The following is a 20,261-nucleotide window of genomic DNA, read 5'->3' on the forward strand; positions in this document are numbered from 1 at the left end:
CCACGGCCCACCGAGGCGAGGATCGTCCCCATGGCCCACCGAGGCGGGCATCACCGCTCGCTCACGGGGCGGTGCGGACCCAGCCCGCTCTCCGCCCTCCGCCGTCGACGCAACCGGCCCCGGTGGTGCGGTTCTGACACAATTGCGCCGCACACGGGTCCCGGGCGGTCAACCTGGGCTACCGTTCGACTATGAGTGAGACTCACCTGCGGCGCCTGCCGATCCCCCGCGGACCGATCAACCTCGCCCGCCAAGCCCTGCTGCGCACCGCGAACCTCGGCCTGACGGCCGCCTACGGCACGTACCGGCTCCACCCGGCGATCTGGCGCTTCACCGCCCGGCACTACTCGCCGAAGCTCGAGCCCTTCGCCCGGCTCAACGCGTGGATGATCTGCCAGCAGGCCTCCCTCGACGTGCCCGCCTACCAGGACTACCTCGCGCGCACCGGGTTCACGTTCACGTGGTGGGACCTCGAGGCCTACACTCCGACGTCGAAGGACGACTTCGTCCGCGTCTACAGCGAGGAGCACCGCTGCTGGGGCGGGCGGATCGAGCGGATCGGCACGGTCGTCGACGAGTCCTCGGGCTCCTCGGGCACGCCGTTCAACTGGATGCGGTCGAAGCGCGAGCTCGACACCGTCCACAAGAACGTCGCCGGGTATGTGACGATGCTCTTCGGGGATGCGGACCTCTTCTGCATCAACGCGTTCTCGATGGGCGCGTGGGCGACGGGGACGAACACGGGCCTGGCGATGGCGAAGGTCGCGATGGTGAAGAACACCGGACCCGACCTCGAGAAGATCCTCGACACGATGCGCCACTTCGGCCCCGGCCACACGTACCTCATCAGTGCCTATCCCCCGTTCCTCAAGCACCTCGTCGACCGCATGGACGCCGAGCCGGGAGTCTGGGACGAGTACCGGATCAACGGCTTCGTCGGCGGGGAGGCGATGACCGAGGGCCTGCGCGACTATCTCGAGCAGCGGTTCCACCGGGTCTACTCCGGGTACGGGGCCTCGGATCTCACGATCGGCATGGCCGGGGAGTCCGACCTCTCCGTCGTCATCCGCCGGGCCCTGGCCCATGACCTCGCCTTCCGCGCCGAGGTGCTCGGCCCCGAGGAGTCCCGCGTGCCCATGGTCTTCCAGTACAACCCCCTCGAGACCTACCTCGAGACGACGGCCGACGGGGAACTCGTCGCGACGATCAACTCGGCATCGGTGATGAGTCCCCGGCTGCGCTACAACATCGGCGACGAGGCAAAGCTCATCGACTTCCCGACGATGGTCGAGCTCACCCGCGCCCACCACGAGCTCGCCCGGCAGTGCTCACAGGCCTTCGCCGACAACGGAATGAAGCTGCCGTTCGTCCTCCTCTTCGGCCGGTCGGATTCGACGATCTCTTATATGGGTGCCAACATCTACCCGCTCGACATCGAGAACGGCCTCTACCGGGACAACCCACGCGCCCACCTCATCGAGTCCTTCCGCATCGAACTGCGCGAACTCGCCGACCACGAGCACCGCCCCGCCCTCCACATCCAACTCCGCGAGACCGGCGCCGAAGGGAACGAGGAGCTGAGCGCCGGCGAGCGCGAGGAGCTCGCCGAGACCATCCGGGCCGGCGTGCTCGGCCATCTCGCCTCGGTGTCCAGGGACTTCGCGCAGAGCATGAAGGAGGATCCGACGACAGCAGAGCTCGAGATCGAGATCCACGACTTCGGCACCGGTCCCTTCGCCACCGCCTCGACGAAGATCAAGAACGTCTACCTCCAACCCAAGGAGAGCAATGCGATCGAATGACTTCTCCCTCGCCCCTCCGCAGGCGCGCGCCGAGTCGTTCTTCCTCGGGGCCAACCGGTACCGCAATCCGCTGAGCATGCTCGGCCAGGTGCGCCGCTGGCCGAAGCTCGCGAAGGCCCTGCGCCGCGCCCCCGGCTATCTGTGGCACCGCAGCTACTACGAGTTCCCCGACCGGATCGGCCTCCTCGTCGCCTTCGCGACCCGGGACGATCTCATGCGCTTCGCCCGCACCCCCGAACACGTCGAGATCATGCACTGGCTCGTCGGCGCCGGGGACAGCTCCCCGGCCCGCGGCGGTTTCATCCGCATCTTCGACGCCGAGGAGTGGGGGTACACGAACGGCGAATTCCGCGCCGAGGACGGCCGCCTGGGGATGATCGAGACCTTCACCCCGACGAGCGAGGAATGAGGGTGGGACCGGGATGACCGGATCTGCCGGGCACGGGACGAGCGTGCCCACTGGGACGGGGATGACCGCCCATCGCGTGGCCTCGCGGGCGGACCTTCGGACCTTCATCGACCTCGGCCCGCGGATCGCCGCGCTCCGCGGCGAGACCGAACGAGCGGTGCCGCTGTTCGCCGCCGACATCGCGGAGTGGCAGTCGGGCACGGGATGGTTCGCCGAGGCGGTCGAACTCTGGCTCGTCCGTGACAGCGCGGGCACCCCGGTCGGGCGCGTGATGTGCCACCGTTCGCGACTGCTCGCCGAGCGGATCAGCGACGGCCCTATCGCGGAGGCACCGGAGACGCTCTTCTTCGGAGCCCTCGAGGCCGCCGACGAGACCGCCCTGACCGCGATCATCGCGCTCATCGACGAGCGGGCGCACCACCTCGGCGCCGCCCGCGTCTTCGGTCCGGTCTCTCCGCTGCCCAACGTCACCGGCGGGCTCGTCACCGCCGGCCACGACCATCCCGGGTTCTTCGACACCGCGTGGAACCCGGCGTTCTTCGCTCCCGCGTTCCGGGCCGCGGGCTTCCGGGAGTGGGGGCCCGCCCAGACGTGGGAGGTCGCCGTCGGGGAGGTCCCGCACGCACGGGCGACCGCGACCGCGTGGGCCGCGCACGGGTTGCGCCGCCGTCCGGTGTCCCGGTGGGGCTTGCGCAGCTTCGCCGGGCGGATGCTGCCGGCGCTCAACGCGGCGTTCGCGGCTCTGCCGTACTACACGCCGATCTCCCCTGCCCAGCTGCGGTCGCAGATGGCGGGCATGGCCGCTCTCATGGATCCGTCCCTCATCGTTGACGTCGTCGGCGAGATGGAGGCCGACGACGCCCCCTCCCGCTGCTTCGCCCTCGTCATCCCCGACCCCGCGCCGGTGCTGCGCCGGCATGGCGGTCGCCTCGGTCCGGCGGCGATCGCCGACCTGCTGCGGCACCGCTCCCGTCTCCGCGACGCCGTGCTCATCATCCAGGGCACCGATCCGCGCTTCCAGGGCACCGGCCTGCTCTCCCTCGTCCTCGGCGACGTCTACGCCGGACTCGCCGCCGGCGGCTACCGGCGCCTGCGGGTGACGTTCATCGCCGAGGACAATCCCGCCTCCGCGGCGGTCTTCGCCAAGGCCGGAGGCACGCCGCTGCACTCCCTGTGCTTCCTCGACCGGCACCGCGCAGCGAGCACCGCCGCGGATCCCGCCGTCGGGCCGGCCGTACCTGCGTCCGCGACTGCAGTCCCGGTGACCGCAGCTGCGACTGCAGCAACGGCGACCGTGGCAGTGACTTCCGCAGAGCCGATCCCCGCGGAGCCGACTTCCGCGGAACCGAGCACCCAGTCTGCGACTGTCGCACCTGCAACCCCGGCGGCGCGCATCGACGCCGCGCTCCTCACCGACCTCTTCGCGACGGCGGGACGCTCCCCCTCGGCGCACAACACGCAGCCGTGGGTGCCGAGAATCGTGCGGATCGCCGACGACGGAACATCGGCGGAGGTCGCACTCACCGTCGATCCCGCCCGCACCCTCCCGGTCGGCGACCCGCGGTCCGAGGATCTCCACCTCTCGATCGGGTGCTGGGTCGAGGCGCTGTCGATCGCCGCCGCCGAGGCGGGACTCGATACCGCGGTCACCTCCGTCGACGGGTGGGGACCGAGTCTCGACGTCCGGCTGAGGGTCACCGTCAGCGCCGATCCCGGCGACCGACGCGGGTTGCGGGACACGGCGAGCGGTGACGACCGTGAGGTGCCGGCCGGCGGCCACCGAGACTGGCCGTCCTTCACCACTGCCGATCTCCGTCACCGTCAGGTCGACCGCGGTCCGCTGTCCCGCGATGACACCGCGTTCGCCGAGGCGGTCGGCCACGCCGACGCGGCACTGGCGGGATCGGGGGCGCGCCTCGTCGAGATCCCCGACGACGAGTGGACCGCCCTGCTCACGCGCGCCACCCGACACTCCTTCGCCGACCCGGCTGTCTTCGCCGAAACCCTCACCTGGCTGCGCTTCGATCCTGCCGACCCCGCCTACCGACAGGACGGACTGAGCGCCGCCTGCCTGCGGATCCCCACCGCGGCCGCCCGACTCGCCGGGGTCCTCAACCGTCCCCGCCTCCGGCCGCTCGTCGCTAGGGGCCTCGCCACCGCCCTCGCCCCGGCCGGATGGGTCGACGGTCTCCGGGACCGTCTCCGCGGCCCGCGCCGTGGATCAGGTCTTCCTCTCGTCGGTCACGAGCCAGGAGACCCGGCGCCGATCGACGATTCGACGACCGCCGACGACCCGGCGACCTCCTCGGCGCGGACGGGAGCCCCGCACCACGTCGTCCTCGCGGTCACCGAGGATAAGGATGATGCGGCCCGCGAGATCGCACTCGGCCGAGATCTGCTGCGGACGTGGCTGCTCCTCGATCGGGCGGGCCTGCGCGTCGACGTCCACTCGGAGATCAAGGACTGCCCGGCGACGCACGCGAGACTGCGCGACCGCCTCGGCGACGGACCGACGACGCGACCGCTCGCCGCGTTCTCGATCGGCCGCTCGACGACCCCGGTGCCCCGGTCGGCTCGCCGCTGACCGGGAACGACGACGTGAGCGCACGTGTAGAGGCAGGAGCCGCGAAAATCCAGGGCTCTGATGTTACTCACACGTTATTCACACCACACGTCCGAGGTGATGTAGAGTCTCCGATGCTGAGACAAGGAGGCACATCATCATGTCGGAGCCGACATTCCGGACCATCGCCATCATCCTGTACTTCGCGGGCATGCTCGCGATCGGGTGGTTCGCGTACCGCAAGACCAAGGACAGCCTCGATGACTACATGCTCGCCGGCCGCGGTCTGCGCCCGTCGGTCGCGGCCCTCAGCGCCGGTGCCTCCGATATGTCCGGGTGGCTGCTCATGGGTCTGCCCGGCGCCATCTACCTCGCCGGCCTCGTCGAGGCGTGGATCGCGATCGGCCTGACCGTCGGCGCCTGGGTGAACTGGAAATTCGTCGCCCCGCGCCTGCGCGCCTTCACGGAGACCGCCGGTGACTCGATCACCATTCCGAGCTTCTTCGAAGAGCGGCTGCAGGACCGGACTCACCTCCTGCGGATCGTCTGCGGCCTCATCATCCTCGTGTTCTTCACGTTCTACGTCTCCTCCGGCATGGTCGCGGCGGGCAAGTTCTTCGAATCGAGCTTCGGCCTCAACTATCTCGCCGGCATGCTCATCGTCGCCGCGATCACGATGGTCTACACGCTCTTCGGCGGCTTCCTCGGTGCGACGCTCACCGACGTCGCCCAGGGGCTGCTGATGTTCGCGGCCCTCATCGCCGTGCCGATCGTCGCCGTCATCAACGCCGGCGGCCCCGCCGAGGTGATCGCCAACGTCCGTGCGATCGATCCGAGCCTGCTCAGCCTCTTCGGCTCCGGACCGTTCTGGGCCGGCGGCACCTACCTGGCCGTGATCTCCTCCCTGGCCTGGGGCCTCGGGTATTTCGGGCAGCCGCATATCATCGTCCGCTTCATGGCTCTGCGCACTCCCGCCGACGCCACCGTCGCCCGCCGGATCGGCGTGGGCTGGATGGCGATCTCCGCCGCAGGTGCCATCGCCACCGCGATCGTCGGCATCTCCTACTTCTCGCAGCATGCGGACCAGGCGCCGACGGACCCCGAGACCGTGTTCCTCGATCTCGCGCAGATCCTCTTCCACCCGTTCATCGCCGGTCTCGTGCTCGCCGCCGTCCTCGCGGCGATCATGTCGACGATCTCCTCGCAGCTCGTCGTCACCTCCTCGGCGCTCGTCGAGGACCTCTTCAAGATCGTCGCCGCGCGCGTCGGATCAGAGCGCACCCTGCAGGACAAGACGTATGTCCTCCTCGGTCGCCTCGGCATCCTCGTCGTCGCCGTCATCGCCGTGCTGCTCGCGATCTCGCCGTCGAACAGCATCCTCGACCTCGTCGCCTTCGCGTGGGCCGGATTCGGCGCCTCGTTCGGTCCGATCGTCCTCCTCACCCTGTTCTGGAAGAAGCTGACGAACTGGGGCGCGCTCTGCGGACTCATCGCAGGTGCCGTCGTCGCCTTCGTGTGGGGGCAGCTCAACACCCCGCTGACGGATGCGATCTACGAGATCATCCCGGGCTTCGCGATCAATCTCATCGTCGCCGTCGTCGTCAGCCTCGCCACCTACAAGCCGAACCCGGAGATCGAGCGCGAGTTCGATGAAGGAGTGGAGCTCTCGAAGGTGCAGTGAACGCCTTCGCCTGCACTGCGTGAGCACAACGGCCCGCCGGTCTACCAGGACCAGCGGGCCGTTCGCGTTCGGTGTCGTACAGGTTCGGTGTCATGCAGGTTCGCCGTCGCGCCCGTTCAACACTTCCCGCGAAAAAGTCGTCTCCCAAGACGCGATATTCACGCCAGCTGTTGAAGGAGGCGCACAGCACATACCCACTGCGCTCACTCAACACTTCCCGCGAAAAAGTCGTCCCCCAAGACGCGATATTCACGGCACCTGTTGAACGAGGGACCAGCGGCACGCACACGATGCGCCGCTGCCACCGCAAAGTCCCCGTGAATGCACTTCAGGCGGGCACCCGCGCTGGGGTGCCCGCCTGAAGTGAACGGCGCGCAGAACGTGCGCCCGGCCTCACGTGGAGGCTGGGGTCACTTGTCCTTGCCGGCCGCCGGGTCGATGACCTCGACGGTCTCGTCGGTCTCGACGTTGCCCTCGGCATCCTCGGTGACCTTGACCTCGTCGACGACGACATCGCCGTCGGCATCCTCGGTGACGGTGACGTCGTCGGAGACGACCTCTTCGTCAGCGGGAGCGGCTGCGGCGGCGGTGGCCTGCTCGGCCTCCTTCACCGTCGCCTGCTTCGGCGAGTAGGGCTCGAGGACGAGCTCGATGACGGCCATCGGGGCGTTGTCGCCGTTGCGGGGGCCGATCTTCGTGATGCGGGTGTATCCACCCGGACGCTCGGCCATCGTCTCGGCGATCGAGGTGAAGAGCTCGTGGACGATCGACTTGTCGCCGATCTGCGCGAGCACGCGGCGACGAGCGGCGAGATCGCCCTTCTTCGCTGCGGTGATGAGGCGCTCGGCAACCGGGCGGAGGCGCTTGGCCTTCGTCACGGTCGTCGTGATGCGCTTGTGCTCGAAGAGCTGAGCTGCCAGGTTGTTGAGCATGAGGCGCTCGTGCGTGGGCGATCCGCCGAGGCGGGGGCCCTTCGTGGGGGTAGGCATAGTGAGAAACTCCTAGGTCTAGATCAGTACTGTTCGTCTTCGACGTAGGACTGGTCCTCTTCCGCGAGACCGGATTCGAACCCGGCAGGACTGTCCTTGAGGCTCAGACCCAGCTCGTTGAGCTTGGCCTTGACCTCGTCGATCGACTTCGAACCAAAGTTGCGGATATCCATGAGGTCGGCTTCGCTGCGAGCAACGAGCTCACCGACGGTGTGGATGCCCTCACGCTTGAGGCAGTTGTAGGAGCGCACGGTCAGGTCGAGGTCCTCGATCGCCAGGGCGAGGTCAGCGGCGAGCGCGGCGTCGACCGGCGACGGGCCGATCTCGATGCCTTCGGCTTCGACGTTGAGCTCACGGGCGAGTCCGAACAGCTCGACCAGGGTCTTGCCCGCAGACGCGATGGCGTCGCGCGGGGTCATCGACGGCTTGGTCTCGACATCGAGCACGAGGCGATCGAAGTCGGTGCGCTGCTCGACACGAGTGGCTTCCACCTTGTAGGTGACCTTGAGAACAGGCGAGTAGATCGAGTCGACCGGGATCCGGCCGATCTCGGCATCCGCGTTCTTGTTCTGCGCGCTCGACACGTAGCCGCGTCCGCGTTCGATGGTGAGCTCCATGTCCAGACGGCCTTCGCCATTGAGCGTGGCGATGTGGAGGTCGGGGTTGTGGATCTCGACTCCGGCGGGAGCGGAGACATCGGCGGCGGTCACGGTGCCGGGGCCCTGCTTGCGCAGGTACGCAACGACAGGCTCGTCGAACTCAGACGACACGACCAGGGACTTGAGGTTGAGGATGAATTCGGTGACATCCTCCTTCACGCCTGGAACGGTGCTGAACTCGTGGAGCACTCCGTCGATCCGAATGGAGGTGACGGCGGCTCCCGGAATCGACGACAGCAGAGTGCGACGAAGCGAGTTGCCGAGAGTGTATCCGAAGCCCGGCTCGAGGGGCTCGATGGCGAACCGCGAGCGGTTATCGGAGACGACTTCTTCCGTGAGTGTTGGGCGCTGTGCAATGAGCACGTGGGCTTCCTTTCAGCGAACATCCGCTATATGACGTTCGCACTGCACGTCATGACCGCGTACGGGTCATGAAGAACGGTTCGGTTTTATGCAAAGAATCCGCATCGCCGCGGGTGGCGGGCCGGTCGGCCCGTCACCTGCGGTGAGTGTCACGGAAAGGGTCAGCCGCGGCGGCGCTTGGGCGGACGGCAGCCGTTGAACGGAACCGGGGTGACATCCTGGATGGTGCCCAGTTCCAGACCGGCGGCCTGGAGGGAGCGGATCGCGGTTTCGCGGCCCGAGCCCGGTCCCTTGACGAACACGTCGACCTTCTTCAGGCCGTGTTCCTGTGCGCGGCGGGCAGCGGACTCCGCAGCCATCTGAGCGGCGTAGGGAGTCGACTTGCGCGAGCCCTTGAAGCCGACCTCACCGGAGGAGGCCCAGGAGATGACAGCACCGGTCGGATCGGTGATCGACACGATGGTGTTGTTGAAGGTGGACTTGATGTGAGCCTGGCCGGCAACGATATTCTTCTTGATCTTGCGGCGAGGCTTGCGCGCTGAAGCGGCGCGTGACTTGGGAGGCATATGTTTTACTCCTGATCGAGGTGGTTGACGCCGGTCAACCGGGTGAGCATGTTACTTCTTCTTACCGGCCACGGTGCGCTTCGGTCCCTTGCGGGTGCGCGCATTCGTCTTGGTCCGCTGTCCGCGAACCGGGAGACCGCGGCGGTGGCGCAGGCCTTCGTAGCTGCCGATCTCGACCTTGCGGCGGATGTCGGCGGCAACCTCACGACGGAGGTCGCCCTCAACCTGGAACGTGCCCTCGATGTAGTCACGCAGCTGCACGAGCTCCGCGTCGGTCAGGTCCTTCACACGGGTGTCCGGGCTGATGCCGGTTTCCGTGAGGGTCTGGCGCGCACGGGTGCGGCCCACACCATAGATGTATGTCAGGGCGACTTCCACGCGCTTTTCACGCGGAATGTCGACTCCGGCAAGACGTGCCATAGGTTCTTACTCCTGTAATGATGTTTCGGAGGTGCTGATGCAGACCTGTCCTCGGGTTCTCACCTCAAGGTCCTCGGCCCCCGACCGAAGGTATCGTCCTGCTCGGCGCTCAGGCGCCGCGCAGGGGGCGAGGTCTGCGTGGGTGTGGTGCTGCGTGAAGTCCCTATGCGGGACTTCGTCTGCTCGAAGAGCTGCTCAGCCCTGACGCTGCTTGTGGCGCGGGTTGGAGCAGATCACCATGACTCGACCGTGACGGCGGGTCACCTGGCACTTCTCGCAGATCTTCTTGACGCTGGGCTTAACCTTCATCGTTTTTCCTTCTCTCGGCCGGTCTCCCCGGGTGAGGGAGTCCGGCGCGAATGATCGAAGATCCTTACTTGTAGCGGTAGACGATTCGTCCGCGCGAGAGATCGTAAGGAGAGAGCTCCACGATGACTCGGTCCTCGGGCAGGATGCGGATGTAGTGCTGACGCATCTTCCCTGAGATGTGCGCGAGCACCTTGTGCCCGTTGCTCAGCTCGACCCGGAACGATGCGTTCGGGAGAGCCTCGACGACGGTGCCCTCGATCTCAATGACCCCTTCTTTTTTGGCCATATCGTTCGCTAACCTCGTATTCCCGCGAATCCTTCGCGTTCGACGTAATCGTCGATCGCCGATGAACACCGGCGATCCCATCGGCCGATTCGGACCCGACTTTCCCACATGAAAAGTTGTGGATGGCGTGACGCCGCCCACAACCGGGAATGGGTGAGTTGAGTGAGAACAGACCAATCATCTACTCTACACGACGATGCGAAGATCTTCCAGGCGGTCCTGGATTCTGTGCGTGAGTTCCCCTACAATCCCGACCCCGGCACCGAGGCGGCCGCTCGTTCCCAGCACGACCGAGGCGCCCGCCCGGCTCAGGTGTGCGCGCGGGTGCCGTATCCGGTGCGCAGGCCGACGACGACGGCGACCATGAGGACGAGGGCGCCGAGCACGGTGATCCACGCGAATCCCCCGAGCGCGAGCAGCGGTCCGGCGCAGGCCGCGACGGCTGCGGCGCCGAGGTTCATCCCGGCGTCCGAGAGCCCCTGGACCTCGATCCGGTGGGCCTCGTCGGTGTCCTGTGTGAGCAGCGTCGACCCGGCGATGAGACACGCCGACCAGCCGAGGCCGAGGACGAAGAGGGCGATCGAGATCCGAGTGAACGACGATTCTCCCGCGGCGTCGATGAACCCGAGGACGAGGGCGAGCGCGAAGAGCGCCTGACCGAGCGCGATGACCCGTCCCGGCGAGAAGCGGTCGGTGAGGTAGCCGAAGACCGGGGAGAGACCGTACATCCCGAAGATGTGCCCGGCGATCGTCACCCCGATGACGCCGAGGCCGAACCCCTGATGGTCCATGTGCACCGGCGTCATCACCATCGTCGAGACCATGATCATGTGTCCGGTGACGACGGAGAGCAGGCCGAAGAGGGCACCCGGGGACCGGCGCACAGCTCGCCAGGCCCCGCCTCGGCGGGATGATTCCGTCACCGAGGCGGCCGTGCGGACATCGCCGACGGACACCTGCTCCACCGGGGTCTCCCCCTCGGCGGATCCGCCCACCGTCGCACCCGGCTGCGGGGATGCCACTGACGCGGGGACCTCCGCGGGCGAGTACACGGCAGGGGTGCGGAGGAACATCACGCAGACGAAGGAGAGGAGGTAGCCCGCGACGGCGATGAGAAAGGGCCCGGCGAAGGGGTCGATGCCGAGGGCCTCCCCCAGCCTGGCCCCGGGTTCGGCGAGGTTGGGTCCGACGACGGACCCCACAGTCGTCGCCCACACGACGAGCGACATCGCCCGCCCCTTGAGGTTCGCCGGTGCCGCATCGGTCGCCGCGTACCGGCTCTGCAGCCCCGCGGCGGTCGCGGAGCCGAAGCAGCCCATGCCGACGAAGAAGAGGAGGGAGATGCCGGCGAGGATCGCAGCGACGATGAGCAGCGCCCCGATGAGGGCGAGTCCGTAGCCGACGCCGAGCGCCCACCGCCGATTCCGTGCGGCGGCGAGCCGGGCCAGCGGCAGGGCGAGGAGTCCGGCGCCGAGGATCGACGCCGTCTGCGCGAAGCCGGCGAGCTCGGTGCGCCCGGTCAGCCTCTCGGCGAGGATCCCGCCGACGGCGAAGCCCGTGGCCACGCCGATGCCGGCGAACAGCTGCGCAAGGCTGAGCGCCCACTGGTTGTGTCGGAATGTCCGTCCCGTCGTTCTCACCCTCTGACCTGCCTGTGCGCCGCCGATCGCGCCGCGTCGTCGCAGCGCGTCCCCGGCCCCGCCGCATCGCCGGACCGGGTGCGCCTGTGCTCTGCCTCGATGCTAACCGACGGCGACGCGGCCGGGAGCGCACTCCCGGCCGCGTTCTCAGTCAGTGCCGTGGCTTCCGGACCTTCGCGGCCCGGTAGACGAGCCCACCGGCGGTGAGCAGGGCGAGCGCTTCGGCGAGCAGCGCCCAGATGTCGGCACCGGTGCGCGGCAGGCTGCCGCCGCCATCGTCACCGCCGCCGGCTGAGCCGCCGCCGGGGGCGTCACCGCCGCCCTTCGGGTCGTCCCCGTCGGCGCTGCCGCCGCCTTCGGAGCCGCCGCCGTCGGAGCCGGCACCGTCGCTGTCCTTGCCGCCGTCGTCGCCCTTGCCGTCGTCACCGGTCACGGTCAGCGTCGTGTTCGCCGTCGTCTTGCCGCCCTCATCGAGCAGCTGGACGACGTAGGTGCCCGGCTTCGCGTCCTGCGGCACGGTGATCCGGCCCACGGCGTTGCCGCCGTTGTCGGTCGTCAGCGTCCCGAGGCTGCCGCCGGTCTCGAAGGCGACGGTGTACGTCTCCTCCGAGGCCTGATGCTTCACGGTCGCCTCGAGGCTCTCCCCGGCCGACGCGGTGTCCTTGGACAGGGAGAAGTCCTCGGCTCGGAACGTGTCCATCCGGCACCGGTTGGGCAGAGTGATCGTCTCACCGCGGTCGTCGACGGCCGTGTCGGGTGTCGGCAGCTTGGGACCGAAGTCGCCGACCTCGGGCACCGTGCCCTGCGAGAGGAACGCGTTGACCGTCTCGTCCGTGCATGCCTTGTTCTCATCGCGTGACATGTACGAGGTGTGCGAGGCCCCGGAGACCGAGAGCAGGCTGCCGTCGATCGTGCGGGCGAGCTTGACTCCCGAGGCGTACGGGGTCGCCGAGTCGTGGGACGTGGAGACGACGAGGATGTTCGGCACGGCGGTGAGCTTCTCCGGCTTGGGCAGGGTGCCCTTGAACTTCCAGAAGTCGCAGTAGTCGTAGACGCCCGGGGACACCGAGGCGGCCTGGAACGGTCCGGCTTCGTCGTAGCGCTCCGCGAGGTCGCGCAGCGCCGCGAGGTCCGGCTTGTCACCGTAGCTGTTCTCATCCGTGCAGCGGATGTTCGTGAACGCCTGGAGCATCGGATCGTAGTGGCCGGTCTCGTCGCGGGAGTTGTAGTCGTCGGCGAGTCGCATGAGCTCACCGGCGGACTCCCCTGCCTTGAGTTCGGTGAGACCGAGGGCGAGCCTCGACCACAGCGTCTCCGAGTAGAGGGCCTGGATGACGCCGGTGCGCGCATCGCCGAACGTCACCTCGCGGTCGTCGCCGTCGATGCCCGTCGGCAGCGGGTTGCCCTCGAGTGAGCGGAGCACTCCCTGCACGGCCGTCGTCAGTTCCTCCCGGTCGGTGATGCCGTCGCCGAGAGCGCACGTGAACGGCTGGTCCTTGAGCTCGGCCAGGCGGGCGGGGAACTCGAGGTCGGGGTAGGTCTCACCCCAGGTCCTGCCGTCCGTGCCCTTGGCCGAGCAGTCGAGGGCGAACTGCTCGAAGGTGCCCTGGAAGCCGGCGATCTGGTTGACGGAGTCGTCGGCGTCCTCCTCGGCGTCCTCCTTTGCCACGAGCTTGCCGCTGGCATCGAGGTACGCCTGCGGGTCGGCGTTGATGTCCTTGAGCGCCTTGTAGGCGGAGACGTTGCCGGGGTCGACGGCACCGTCGAGGACGAGGCGGCCGACGCTGTCACCGAACTTCTGGGCGTAGACGTAGCCGAGGCGGGTGCCGTAGGAGAAGCCGATGAAGTCGAGCTTGTCGTCTCCGCTCGTCGAGCGGATGAGGTCGAGATCGCCCACGGCGTCCCACGTGCCCAGGTGCTTCATGAGATTCTCCTGGCCGCCCTCGCCGAGGTCGAAGAGCTTGCCGGTGTTCTCGATGCAGTCGTTGGCGAAGCGCTCGGCCTGATCGTTGAGGATGTCCTCGGCATTGTCGCGGTCACCCGACCAGGCGTCCTCGGCGCGGTCGGCGTCGATCTGCTCATCGGTCGAGCACTGGGAGAACGGCATGGAGCCGCCGGTGCCGCGCGGGTCGAAGCCGACGAGGTCGAAGTTCGCGGCGAGGTCGGGTTCGTAGAGGGCACCGGCCACGCCGAGCGTCATGCCCGAGCCGCCGGGTCCGCCGGGGTTCCACGCGACGGTGCCCTGGGACGTCGTCTTCTCGAACTTCCCGCCGACCATCTTGCCCGAGGGCACCTTCATCATCGCGATCGCGACATTGCCCGCGGCTGGGTCCTCCGCGTCGATCGGGGCGATGAGGTAACCGCACAGCGGTGCCCGCCCGATCCGCTCGGAGTAGTCGGGGTAGCCGAGCTTGCCGCAGTTCTCCGCGCTCAGGTCGACCTTCTGGTTATAGTACTTCTCCAATCCGGCGGGAACGTTGCCGGCACCTGTGCCCCCGCCCTGCGGATCGGGGATGCGGTATGTGCCGTCGTCCTGCCCGAAGAGCTCCTTCGCCAGCTGCGGGTAGTACTTGTCGAGCTCCTCGGCGTTCGGGCTCGGCTCCTGCGTCGGTCCCTCCGTCGCTCCCGGCTCGGTCGGCGCCGGCTCGCTCGGTTCCGGCGCGGCGGGGCTCTGAGTGGCAGTCTCGGTGGGCTCGGCCGTGGGGTCGGCGATGACGGTGAAGTCGTCGCTCGTCTTCAGACTGTCCGCGGATTTGACGATGTAGGTGCCGGGAGTCAGCGGCGCACCGTCGATCTCGGTCTCGACGGTGCCGGTGCCGGCCTCGACCGTGGCCTCGGCCCCGTCGACGGGGTCGTTGCCGGCGGCGCGGACGACGGTGAGCGTGGTCGGGCCGGATGGATCAGCGGCGACGGTGACGGGAATCGTGAGGTCCGGCGACGCGGTCACCTCGGCGTCGATGCCGAGTGTGATCTCGAGGTCGGTGTCGGTCGCCGAGTCTGCCGTCGGCAGGGTCTGCTGGGTGGACGCGGGTGACTCCGCGGTGCCTGTGGCGACGGCGGGCAGACTGCCCGCGAACAGCAGTGAAGCGCCGATGATCGACGCTCCCAGGACACGCGAAGACCCTCTCAATGTGATGTGGGTCATGGTCGCCATCGTAACGCACAGATAACGGTCAGCATTTTTTCATACTCTTCGTTATCGTTTCGTGACAATGATCGCCCCCGCGTCGCCGCCCTGCCTCTGCATCCGGCGATCCGCCCCGTGACCTCCCATGTCGTCGTCCCCGTAGGACCGGCCGCGGCGACTGCTAGCGTGAGCACAGTCATTGCCGCGCACAGGGAGGAGAGCACCATGGACGATCTCGACGCCATCACCGAGGAATCGCTCGTCGCGAAGGGGGGCCGCAAATGGTCGTCGTTCCCGGGCAGCCTCGGTGCTTTCATCGCCGAGATGGACTTCGGGGTCGCTCCCGTCATCCGGCAGGCGCTCACCGAGATCGACGCCCGCGACCTCTACGGCTACGCGCCGACGAGTCTCGTCTCCGATCTCCGCAGCGCCACCTCGGCGTTCTGTGCCGAACGCTACGGCTGGCAGTTCCCCGCCGCGCACGTCCACCTCGCCAGCGACGTCCTCGCAGCCTTCATCGGCGTGCTCGAGCACCTCACCCCGGCCGGCACACCGATCGTCCTGCCGACCCCGGCGTACATGCCGTTCTTCGACGTCGCTGCGGTCACCGGCCGAGAACTCATCGAGGTGCCGATGCTGCGGACGGAGACCGACTGGCAGGTCGACCTCGACGCCGTGGCCGAAGCGCTCACCCCGGGGGCCACCCTCGTCCTGTGCAATCCGCACAACCCGATCGGGAAGGTCTATTCGCCCGCGGAGCTGCTCGCGATCGCCGAGGTGGTCGAGGCCGCGGGCGCGCGGGTGTTCTCCGATGAGATCCACGCTCCCCTCGTCTACGATCCCGCCCACCATGTGCCGTATGCGAGCCTGAGCGAGGTGACCGCCGGACACACCGCCACGGCGACCGCGGCGTCGAAGGCCTTCAACATCCCCGGCCTCAAATGCGCGCAGCTCATCCTCACGAATCCCCACGACCGTGAGACCTGGGCCCGGAAGGGGCACTTCGTCTCCGGTGCGGCCGCGAACCCCGGCATCCTCGCCACGACCGCCGCCTACTCCCAGGGCGGCGACTGGCTCGCCGAGATCACCGCGTACCTCAAGGGCAACCGCGACGTCCTCACCGATCTGCTCACCTCCGAGCTGCCGAACGCGGCCTACATCCCGCCCGACGGCACCTACCTCGCGTGGCTCGACCTGCGCGGCTACGGGTTCGAGTCAGGGCTCTCGGCGCACTTCAACGAGGCGGCGAAGGTCGCAGTGACCGAGGGGCGCCTCTGCGGGAGGGTCGGCGCCGGCCATGTCCGGATCAACTTCGCCCTCCCCCGTCCCCTCCTCGAGGAGGCCGTGTACCGCCTCGTCGCCGCGGTCCGGCGCGGACCGCACGACTGAGCACCCAGCCGTCAGGCCAGCGGTGTCGCAGCCTCAGCCCTCCGGCAGCCATTCGATGAGGTCGAAGGCCGCGTTCTCCGCCGCCGCCTCCCGCACCTGCTGGTCGTAGCGGAGATAGTACTCGAGGTTGCAGCGGTCCATGAACGTCCGGAAGCGCTGCGAGGGCTGCTCGGACCCGACGATCTCCGCCGGCAGCAGCGGGTTCTCCATGACCGCGCGCCCGACCCGGTAGTAGAGGTCGAAGAACCGGCCGATCGGCAGCTCCGGCAGACCTGCCCCCGGTTTGTCGCGCGGCCCGCCGAGGCGGCTGATCTCGACCTCGAACTCCTCGATCTGCCGGCGGGCACCGGCGAGTTCGAAGGCGATCGCGGTCATCCGCTTCGCCGCGGCGAGGTCGGCGGGAACGATCTGCGTGCACTCGTACCAGCCGCCGTCGATGTCGCCCGGCAGCTGGGCGCGCAGAGCGTGGCTGCGATCGGCGAATCCGATGAGGACCCCGGCGCGCAGCTGCCGGTACCCGAGCATGCGCGCGACGTACTGGAAGCGGTCGCGCAGGGGGCGAGAGGTCTCGGGGATCGTGTAGAGGGCGGCGTGGAAGCGGCCGGTGAACTCCGGCAGTTCGCGGTCGCCGCTGATGTCGCGGAACTGCGCGAGGATCCGCGGGCTGAGCCGGTACTGGGTGACGCGACCGCAGCGCTCGAGGGAGATGAGGTCGCGCTGGGCCATGCGGGTGAGCTGGTTGCGCACGCTCGAGGCCGAATAGCCGTGGTCGGCGAGGATGCGCACGATGATCGGGCCGGGCACCCCGCTCGCCCGCAGACATCCGAAGACGGAGACGACGTCGAAGGCGATCCGCGTCAGCCGATAGCGATCGCCCACATCTCGCCTACGTTTCGTGGCAAGTTGGACGTCGCTCATGCCTCAATCCTACCGTGAGAGCCATCCCACCAGGGCTGATGAGAAGGGACGAATGATCATGGACAACGACAGGTTCGAGCGCAGGCAGCGGGTCTATTCGACGGCGAAGATCACGGGTCTGCTCGCGGGCTCAGCGGCCGCATTCATCGCCTTCTGCCTCTTCCAGATCTTCGGTGCCGAGATCCTCGAGACGGCCGTGTGGATGTTCGCCCTCGGGCTGATGACGTTCTCCGGGGTCTTCGTCGCCACGTACCTCGGGGTCGCGGCCTCGACGCGCGGGACCACGGTCGGCAGCTGAGGCCCCACTCCCCTCACCCGGATGCCGTCGCACCGCGACGGCACTGCGCTCACTGCCCCGGCGGCACCGGGGTGATCCCGAACTCGGCGAGTTCGGCGGCCCCGCCGTCGGGTGCGGTGAGCACCCACACTCCGCCGTCGTGCCGGGCGACACTGTGCTCCCAATGGCTCGCCCGAGAGCCGTCGGCGGTGACGACCGTCCAGTCGTCGGCGAGGGTCACCGTCTCCGGGCTGCCGGCCGTGAGCATCGGCTCGATCGCCAGGCACATGCCCGGCCTGATCTTCGGACCGTTCGACTTCGCGCGGTAGTTGAGGACCTCCGGCGGCATGTGCATCGACGTGCCGATGCCGTGACCGGTGAACTCCTCGACGAGACCGAGGTCGGGAGCCGCCTCGGTGACATAGTCGTCGATGGCATCCCCGATGTCGCTGACCTTCGTGCCCGTCGCGAACGCCGCGATCCCGGCCCACATGGCCCGCTCGGTCGCGGCAGACAGGGCCCGGTCGGCCGCCGTGCCCGCGGCGTCCCCGCCGACGATCATCGTGAAGGCGGAATCCCCGTGGAATCCGTCGACGATCGCACCGCCGTCGATCGAGACGAGGTCGCCCGGCTCGAGCACGCGCTGCCCGGGGATACCGTGGACGATCTCCTCATTGACGGAGATGCACAGGACCGCCGGGAAGCCCTGGTAGCCCTTGAAGTTCGACGTCGCCCCCGCCTCGGCGATGACCGCTTCCGCGGCGGCATCGACCTCAGCGGTCGTCGCGCCCGGCACCGCGGCGGCCCGGGCGGCGTCGAGCGCGGCCCGCGTGACCGCGCCGGCCGCCCGCATGCTCTTCAGCTGCGCGGGCGACTTCAGCTCGATCCGGGGACCGAAGATCATCGCAGGGAGTCGAGGATGCGATCGGTGATCGCGGAGACCTCACCGAGGCCGTCGACCTCACGGAGCAGTCCGCGCTCGCGGTAGATGTCGGTGAGCGGCTGCGTCTGCTCGGCGTAGACGTCGAGGCGGTGGCGGATGACGTCCTCGCTGTCGTCGCTGCGGCCTTCCTTCTCCGCTCGGGCGAGCAGCCGGGCAACGACCTCGTCGACATCGGCGGTGAGCTCGACGACGGCGGAGAGCTCGTGGCCGCCGGCCTCGAGCATCCGATCGAGTTCGGCGACCTGCGCGGCGGTGCGCGGGTAGCCGTCGAGGAGGAAGCCGGACGCGGCGTCGTCCTGCGCGAGACGATCGGCGACCATCTTGTTCGTCACCTCGTCGGGCACGTACTCACCGGCGTCCATGTAGCGCTTCGCGAGCGTGCCCAGCTCGGTCTCGCCCTTGACGTTGGCGCGGAAGATGTCCCCGGTCGAGATCGCGGGGATGTCGAGCGCCTCGGCGAGTCGTGCCGCCTGGGTGCCCTTGCCGGCGCCGGGCGCGCCGATGAGGATGATGCGTGAACTCATATCTGTCCTTCCGGAGAAATGCGCTGACCGTGGGATCAGCGGAGCAGGCCCTCATAGTGGCGCTGCTGCATCTGCGCGTCGATCTGCTTGACCGTCTCGAGGCCGACACCCACGACGATGAGCAGCGAGGTGCCGCCGAAGGGGAAGTTCTGGTTCGCGTTGATGAGAACCAGGGCGATGAGCGGGATGAGCGCGACGAACGCGAGGTAGAGCGATCCGGGGAAGTTGATGCGGCTGAGCACGTAGCTCAGGTACTCCGCGGTGGGACGTCCGGCCCGGATGCCGGGGATGAAGCCGCCGTACTTCTTCATGTTGTCCGCGACTTCCTCCGGGTTGAAGGTGATCGCGACGTAGAAGTACGAGAAGAAGATGACGAGCACCGCGTAGGCGGCGATGTAGATCGGGTGGTCACCGGTGGTGAAGTACGTGTTGATCCATTCGACCCAGTTCGTCTCGGGGTTGAAGAACTGAGCGATGAGGCTCGGCAGGTAGAGCACCGAGGAGGCGAAGATGACGGGGATGACGCCGGCCATGTTCACCTTGATCGGAATGTACGTCGAGGTGCCGCCGAACATCCGGCGCCCGACCATGCGCTTGGCGTACTGGACGGGGATGCGGCGCTGGGACTGCTCGACGAAGACGACGAGGGCGACGAGGACGAGGCCGACGGCGATGACGATGAGGAACACGTCGATGCCCTGTTCGCGGAGGATCGCGCCGAGCGAGGACGGGAAGGCCGCCGCCACCGAGGTGAAGATGAGGATCGACATGCCGTTGCCGACGCCGTGCTCGGTGATCTGCTCGCCGAGCCACATGATGAGGCCGGTGCCGGCGGTGAGCGTGATGACGAGGACGGTGATGCCCCACCACGTGTCGTTGGTGATGAGGTTCGTGCAACCTTCGATCTGACCGAACAGCGCACCGGAGCGCACGGTCGCGACGAGGGTCGTGGCGTTGAGGATCGCCAGGCCGATCGTGAGGTAGCGGGTGTACTGCGTGAGCTTGGCCTGGCCGGAGGCGCCTTCCTTGTGGAGGGCCTCGAAGCGCGGGATGACGACGCGGAGCAGCTGGACGATGATGCTCGCCGTGATGTAGGGCATGATGCCGAGGGCGAAGATCGACAGCTGGAGCAGGGCGCCGCCGCTGAAGAGGTTGATCATCGCGAACCCGCCCTCATTGAGCTGCGGGGACGCCACGCACTGCTGGACCTGCGTGTAGTCGATGCCAGGCGAGGGGATGAAGGAGCCCAGGCGGAAGAGGACGATGATGCCCAGGGTGAAGAGGAGTTTGTTCCTCAAGTCGGGCGTGGAAAAGGCCCTCCGAATTGCGCCGATCAAGCGTTCTCCTCAGGGGGATGGAAGTCAGGGTCGCTGTCACGACCTGGCGAATGAGACAA

At 68.1% G+C, this 20,261-nt stretch carries 18 protein-coding genes; 6 read left to right on the plus strand and 12 right to left on the minus strand.

The window, feature by feature from the left end:
- The first annotated feature begins 191 nt into the window (after positions 1-191).
- The 4 genes from J9315_RS12180 to putP all read left to right on the plus strand — a co-directional run bounded on the left by J9315_RS12180 (position 192) and on the right by putP (position 6,455).
- Positions 192-1,802 (plus strand): phenylacetate--CoA ligase family protein, encoded by a 1,611-nt coding sequence (locus J9315_RS12180; protein WP_211977956.1) that lies wholly within the window; start codon positions 192-194, stop codon positions 1,800-1,802.
- Positions 1,789-2,211 carry a hypothetical protein gene (locus J9315_RS12185; protein ID WP_211977957.1) on the plus strand — a complete coding sequence of 141 codons (423 nt, stop codon included), beginning with the start codon at positions 1,789-1,791 and terminating at the stop codon, positions 2,209-2,211. Before J9315_RS12180 ends, J9315_RS12185 begins: the two co-directional genes overlap by 14 nt.
- Positions 2,212-2,224: 13 nt before the next feature.
- A complete protein-coding gene (locus J9315_RS12190) occupies positions 2,225-4,795 on the plus strand; it encodes a hypothetical protein (protein ID WP_211977958.1) in 2,571 nt (856 codons plus the stop codon).
- Positions 4,796-4,934: 139 nt separating this feature from the next.
- A complete protein-coding gene (gene putP / locus J9315_RS12195) occupies positions 4,935-6,455 on the plus strand; it encodes a sodium/proline symporter PutP (RefSeq protein ID WP_211977959.1) in 1,521 nt (506 codons plus the stop codon).
- A gap of 410 nt (positions 6,456-6,865) precedes the next feature.
- On the opposite strand, the gene rplQ is transcribed toward putP, so the two are convergent.
- The 8 genes from rplQ to J9315_RS12235 form a co-directional block, all read right to left on the minus strand.
- Entirely contained in the window at positions 6,866-7,444 is a 579-nt protein-coding gene (rplQ, locus tag J9315_RS12200; RefSeq protein WP_211977960.1) for a 50S ribosomal protein L17, read from the minus strand.
- 23 nt (positions 7,445-7,467) lie between these two features.
- A complete protein-coding gene (locus J9315_RS12205; RefSeq protein ID WP_009379253.1) occupies positions 7,468-8,466 on the minus strand; it encodes a DNA-directed RNA polymerase subunit alpha in 999 nt (332 codons plus the stop codon).
- 161 nt (positions 8,467-8,627) lie between these two features.
- Positions 8,628-9,032: a 30S ribosomal protein S11 gene (gene rpsK / locus J9315_RS12210; RefSeq protein WP_009379251.1), complete on the minus strand. Its 405-nt coding sequence runs from the start codon at positions 9,030-9,032 to the stop codon at positions 8,628-8,630.
- Between the two features lie 51 nt (positions 9,033-9,083).
- Positions 9,084-9,452 (minus strand): 30S ribosomal protein S13, encoded by a 369-nt coding sequence (gene rpsM, locus J9315_RS12215; RefSeq protein ID WP_137826764.1) that lies wholly within the window; start codon positions 9,450-9,452, stop codon positions 9,084-9,086.
- Between the two features lie 195 nt (positions 9,453-9,647).
- Positions 9,648-9,761, minus strand: a complete 114-nt coding sequence (gene rpmJ / locus J9315_RS12220) for a 50S ribosomal protein L36 (protein WP_009379247.1) — start codon at positions 9,759-9,761, stop codon at positions 9,648-9,650.
- A 64-nt stretch (positions 9,762-9,825) separates the two neighbouring features.
- Complete coding sequence (gene infA, locus J9315_RS12225; protein WP_009379245.1) at positions 9,826-10,047, minus strand: translation initiation factor IF-1; 222 nt, start codon at positions 10,045-10,047, stop codon at positions 9,826-9,828.
- A gap of 308 nt (positions 10,048-10,355) precedes the next feature.
- Positions 10,356-11,687, minus strand: coding sequence for an MFS transporter (locus J9315_RS12230; RefSeq protein WP_211977961.1), 1,332 nt, complete (start codon positions 11,685-11,687; stop codon positions 10,356-10,358).
- Positions 11,688-11,838: 151 nt separating this feature from the next.
- Positions 11,839-14,832, minus strand: coding sequence for an alpha/beta fold hydrolase (locus J9315_RS12235; RefSeq protein WP_211977962.1), 2,994 nt, complete (start codon positions 14,830-14,832; stop codon positions 11,839-11,841).
- Positions 14,833-15,039: 207 nt separating this feature from the next.
- Here J9315_RS12235 and J9315_RS12240 point away from each other — a divergent pair, with 207 nt between their 5' ends.
- A complete protein-coding gene (locus J9315_RS12240; protein WP_211977963.1) occupies positions 15,040-16,203 on the plus strand; it encodes an aminotransferase class I/II-fold pyridoxal phosphate-dependent enzyme in 1,164 nt (387 codons plus the stop codon).
- Between the two features lie 33 nt (positions 16,204-16,236).
- On the opposite strand, the gene J9315_RS12245 is transcribed toward J9315_RS12240, so the two are convergent.
- A complete protein-coding gene (locus J9315_RS12245) occupies positions 16,237-17,082 on the minus strand; it encodes a PaaX family transcriptional regulator (RefSeq protein WP_198498214.1) in 846 nt (281 codons plus the stop codon).
- A gap of 97 nt (positions 17,083-17,179) precedes the next feature.
- Between J9315_RS12245 and J9315_RS12250 the strand changes: the two genes are divergently transcribed.
- Complete coding sequence (locus J9315_RS12250; protein WP_198498213.1) at positions 17,180-17,419, plus strand: hypothetical protein; 240 nt, start codon at positions 17,180-17,182, stop codon at positions 17,417-17,419.
- A gap of 49 nt (positions 17,420-17,468) precedes the next feature.
- Here the strand turns inward: J9315_RS12250 and map are convergent, their stop codons facing one another.
- From map to secY, 3 genes are read right to left on the minus strand one after another with little or no spacing between them, the layout of a single operon-like run.
- Positions 17,469-18,302: a type I methionyl aminopeptidase gene (gene map / locus J9315_RS12255; protein ID WP_211977964.1), complete on the minus strand. Its 834-nt coding sequence runs from the start codon at positions 18,300-18,302 to the stop codon at positions 17,469-17,471.
- A complete protein-coding gene (locus J9315_RS12260; RefSeq protein ID WP_198498211.1) occupies positions 18,299-18,865 on the minus strand; it encodes an adenylate kinase in 567 nt (188 codons plus the stop codon). The genes map and J9315_RS12260 overlap by 4 nt, the downstream gene beginning before the upstream one ends.
- Before the next feature lie 35 nt (positions 18,866-18,900).
- Positions 18,901-20,202 (minus strand): preprotein translocase subunit SecY, encoded by a 1,302-nt coding sequence (secY, locus tag J9315_RS12265; RefSeq protein WP_198498210.1) that lies wholly within the window; start codon positions 20,200-20,202, stop codon positions 18,901-18,903.
- Between the last annotated feature and the right edge of the window lie 59 nt (positions 20,203-20,261).

This window comes from Brevibacterium sp. W7.2 (assembly GCF_018137945.1).
Lineage (GTDB): Bacteria > Actinomycetota > Actinomycetes > Actinomycetales > Brevibacteriaceae > Brevibacterium > Brevibacterium sanguinis.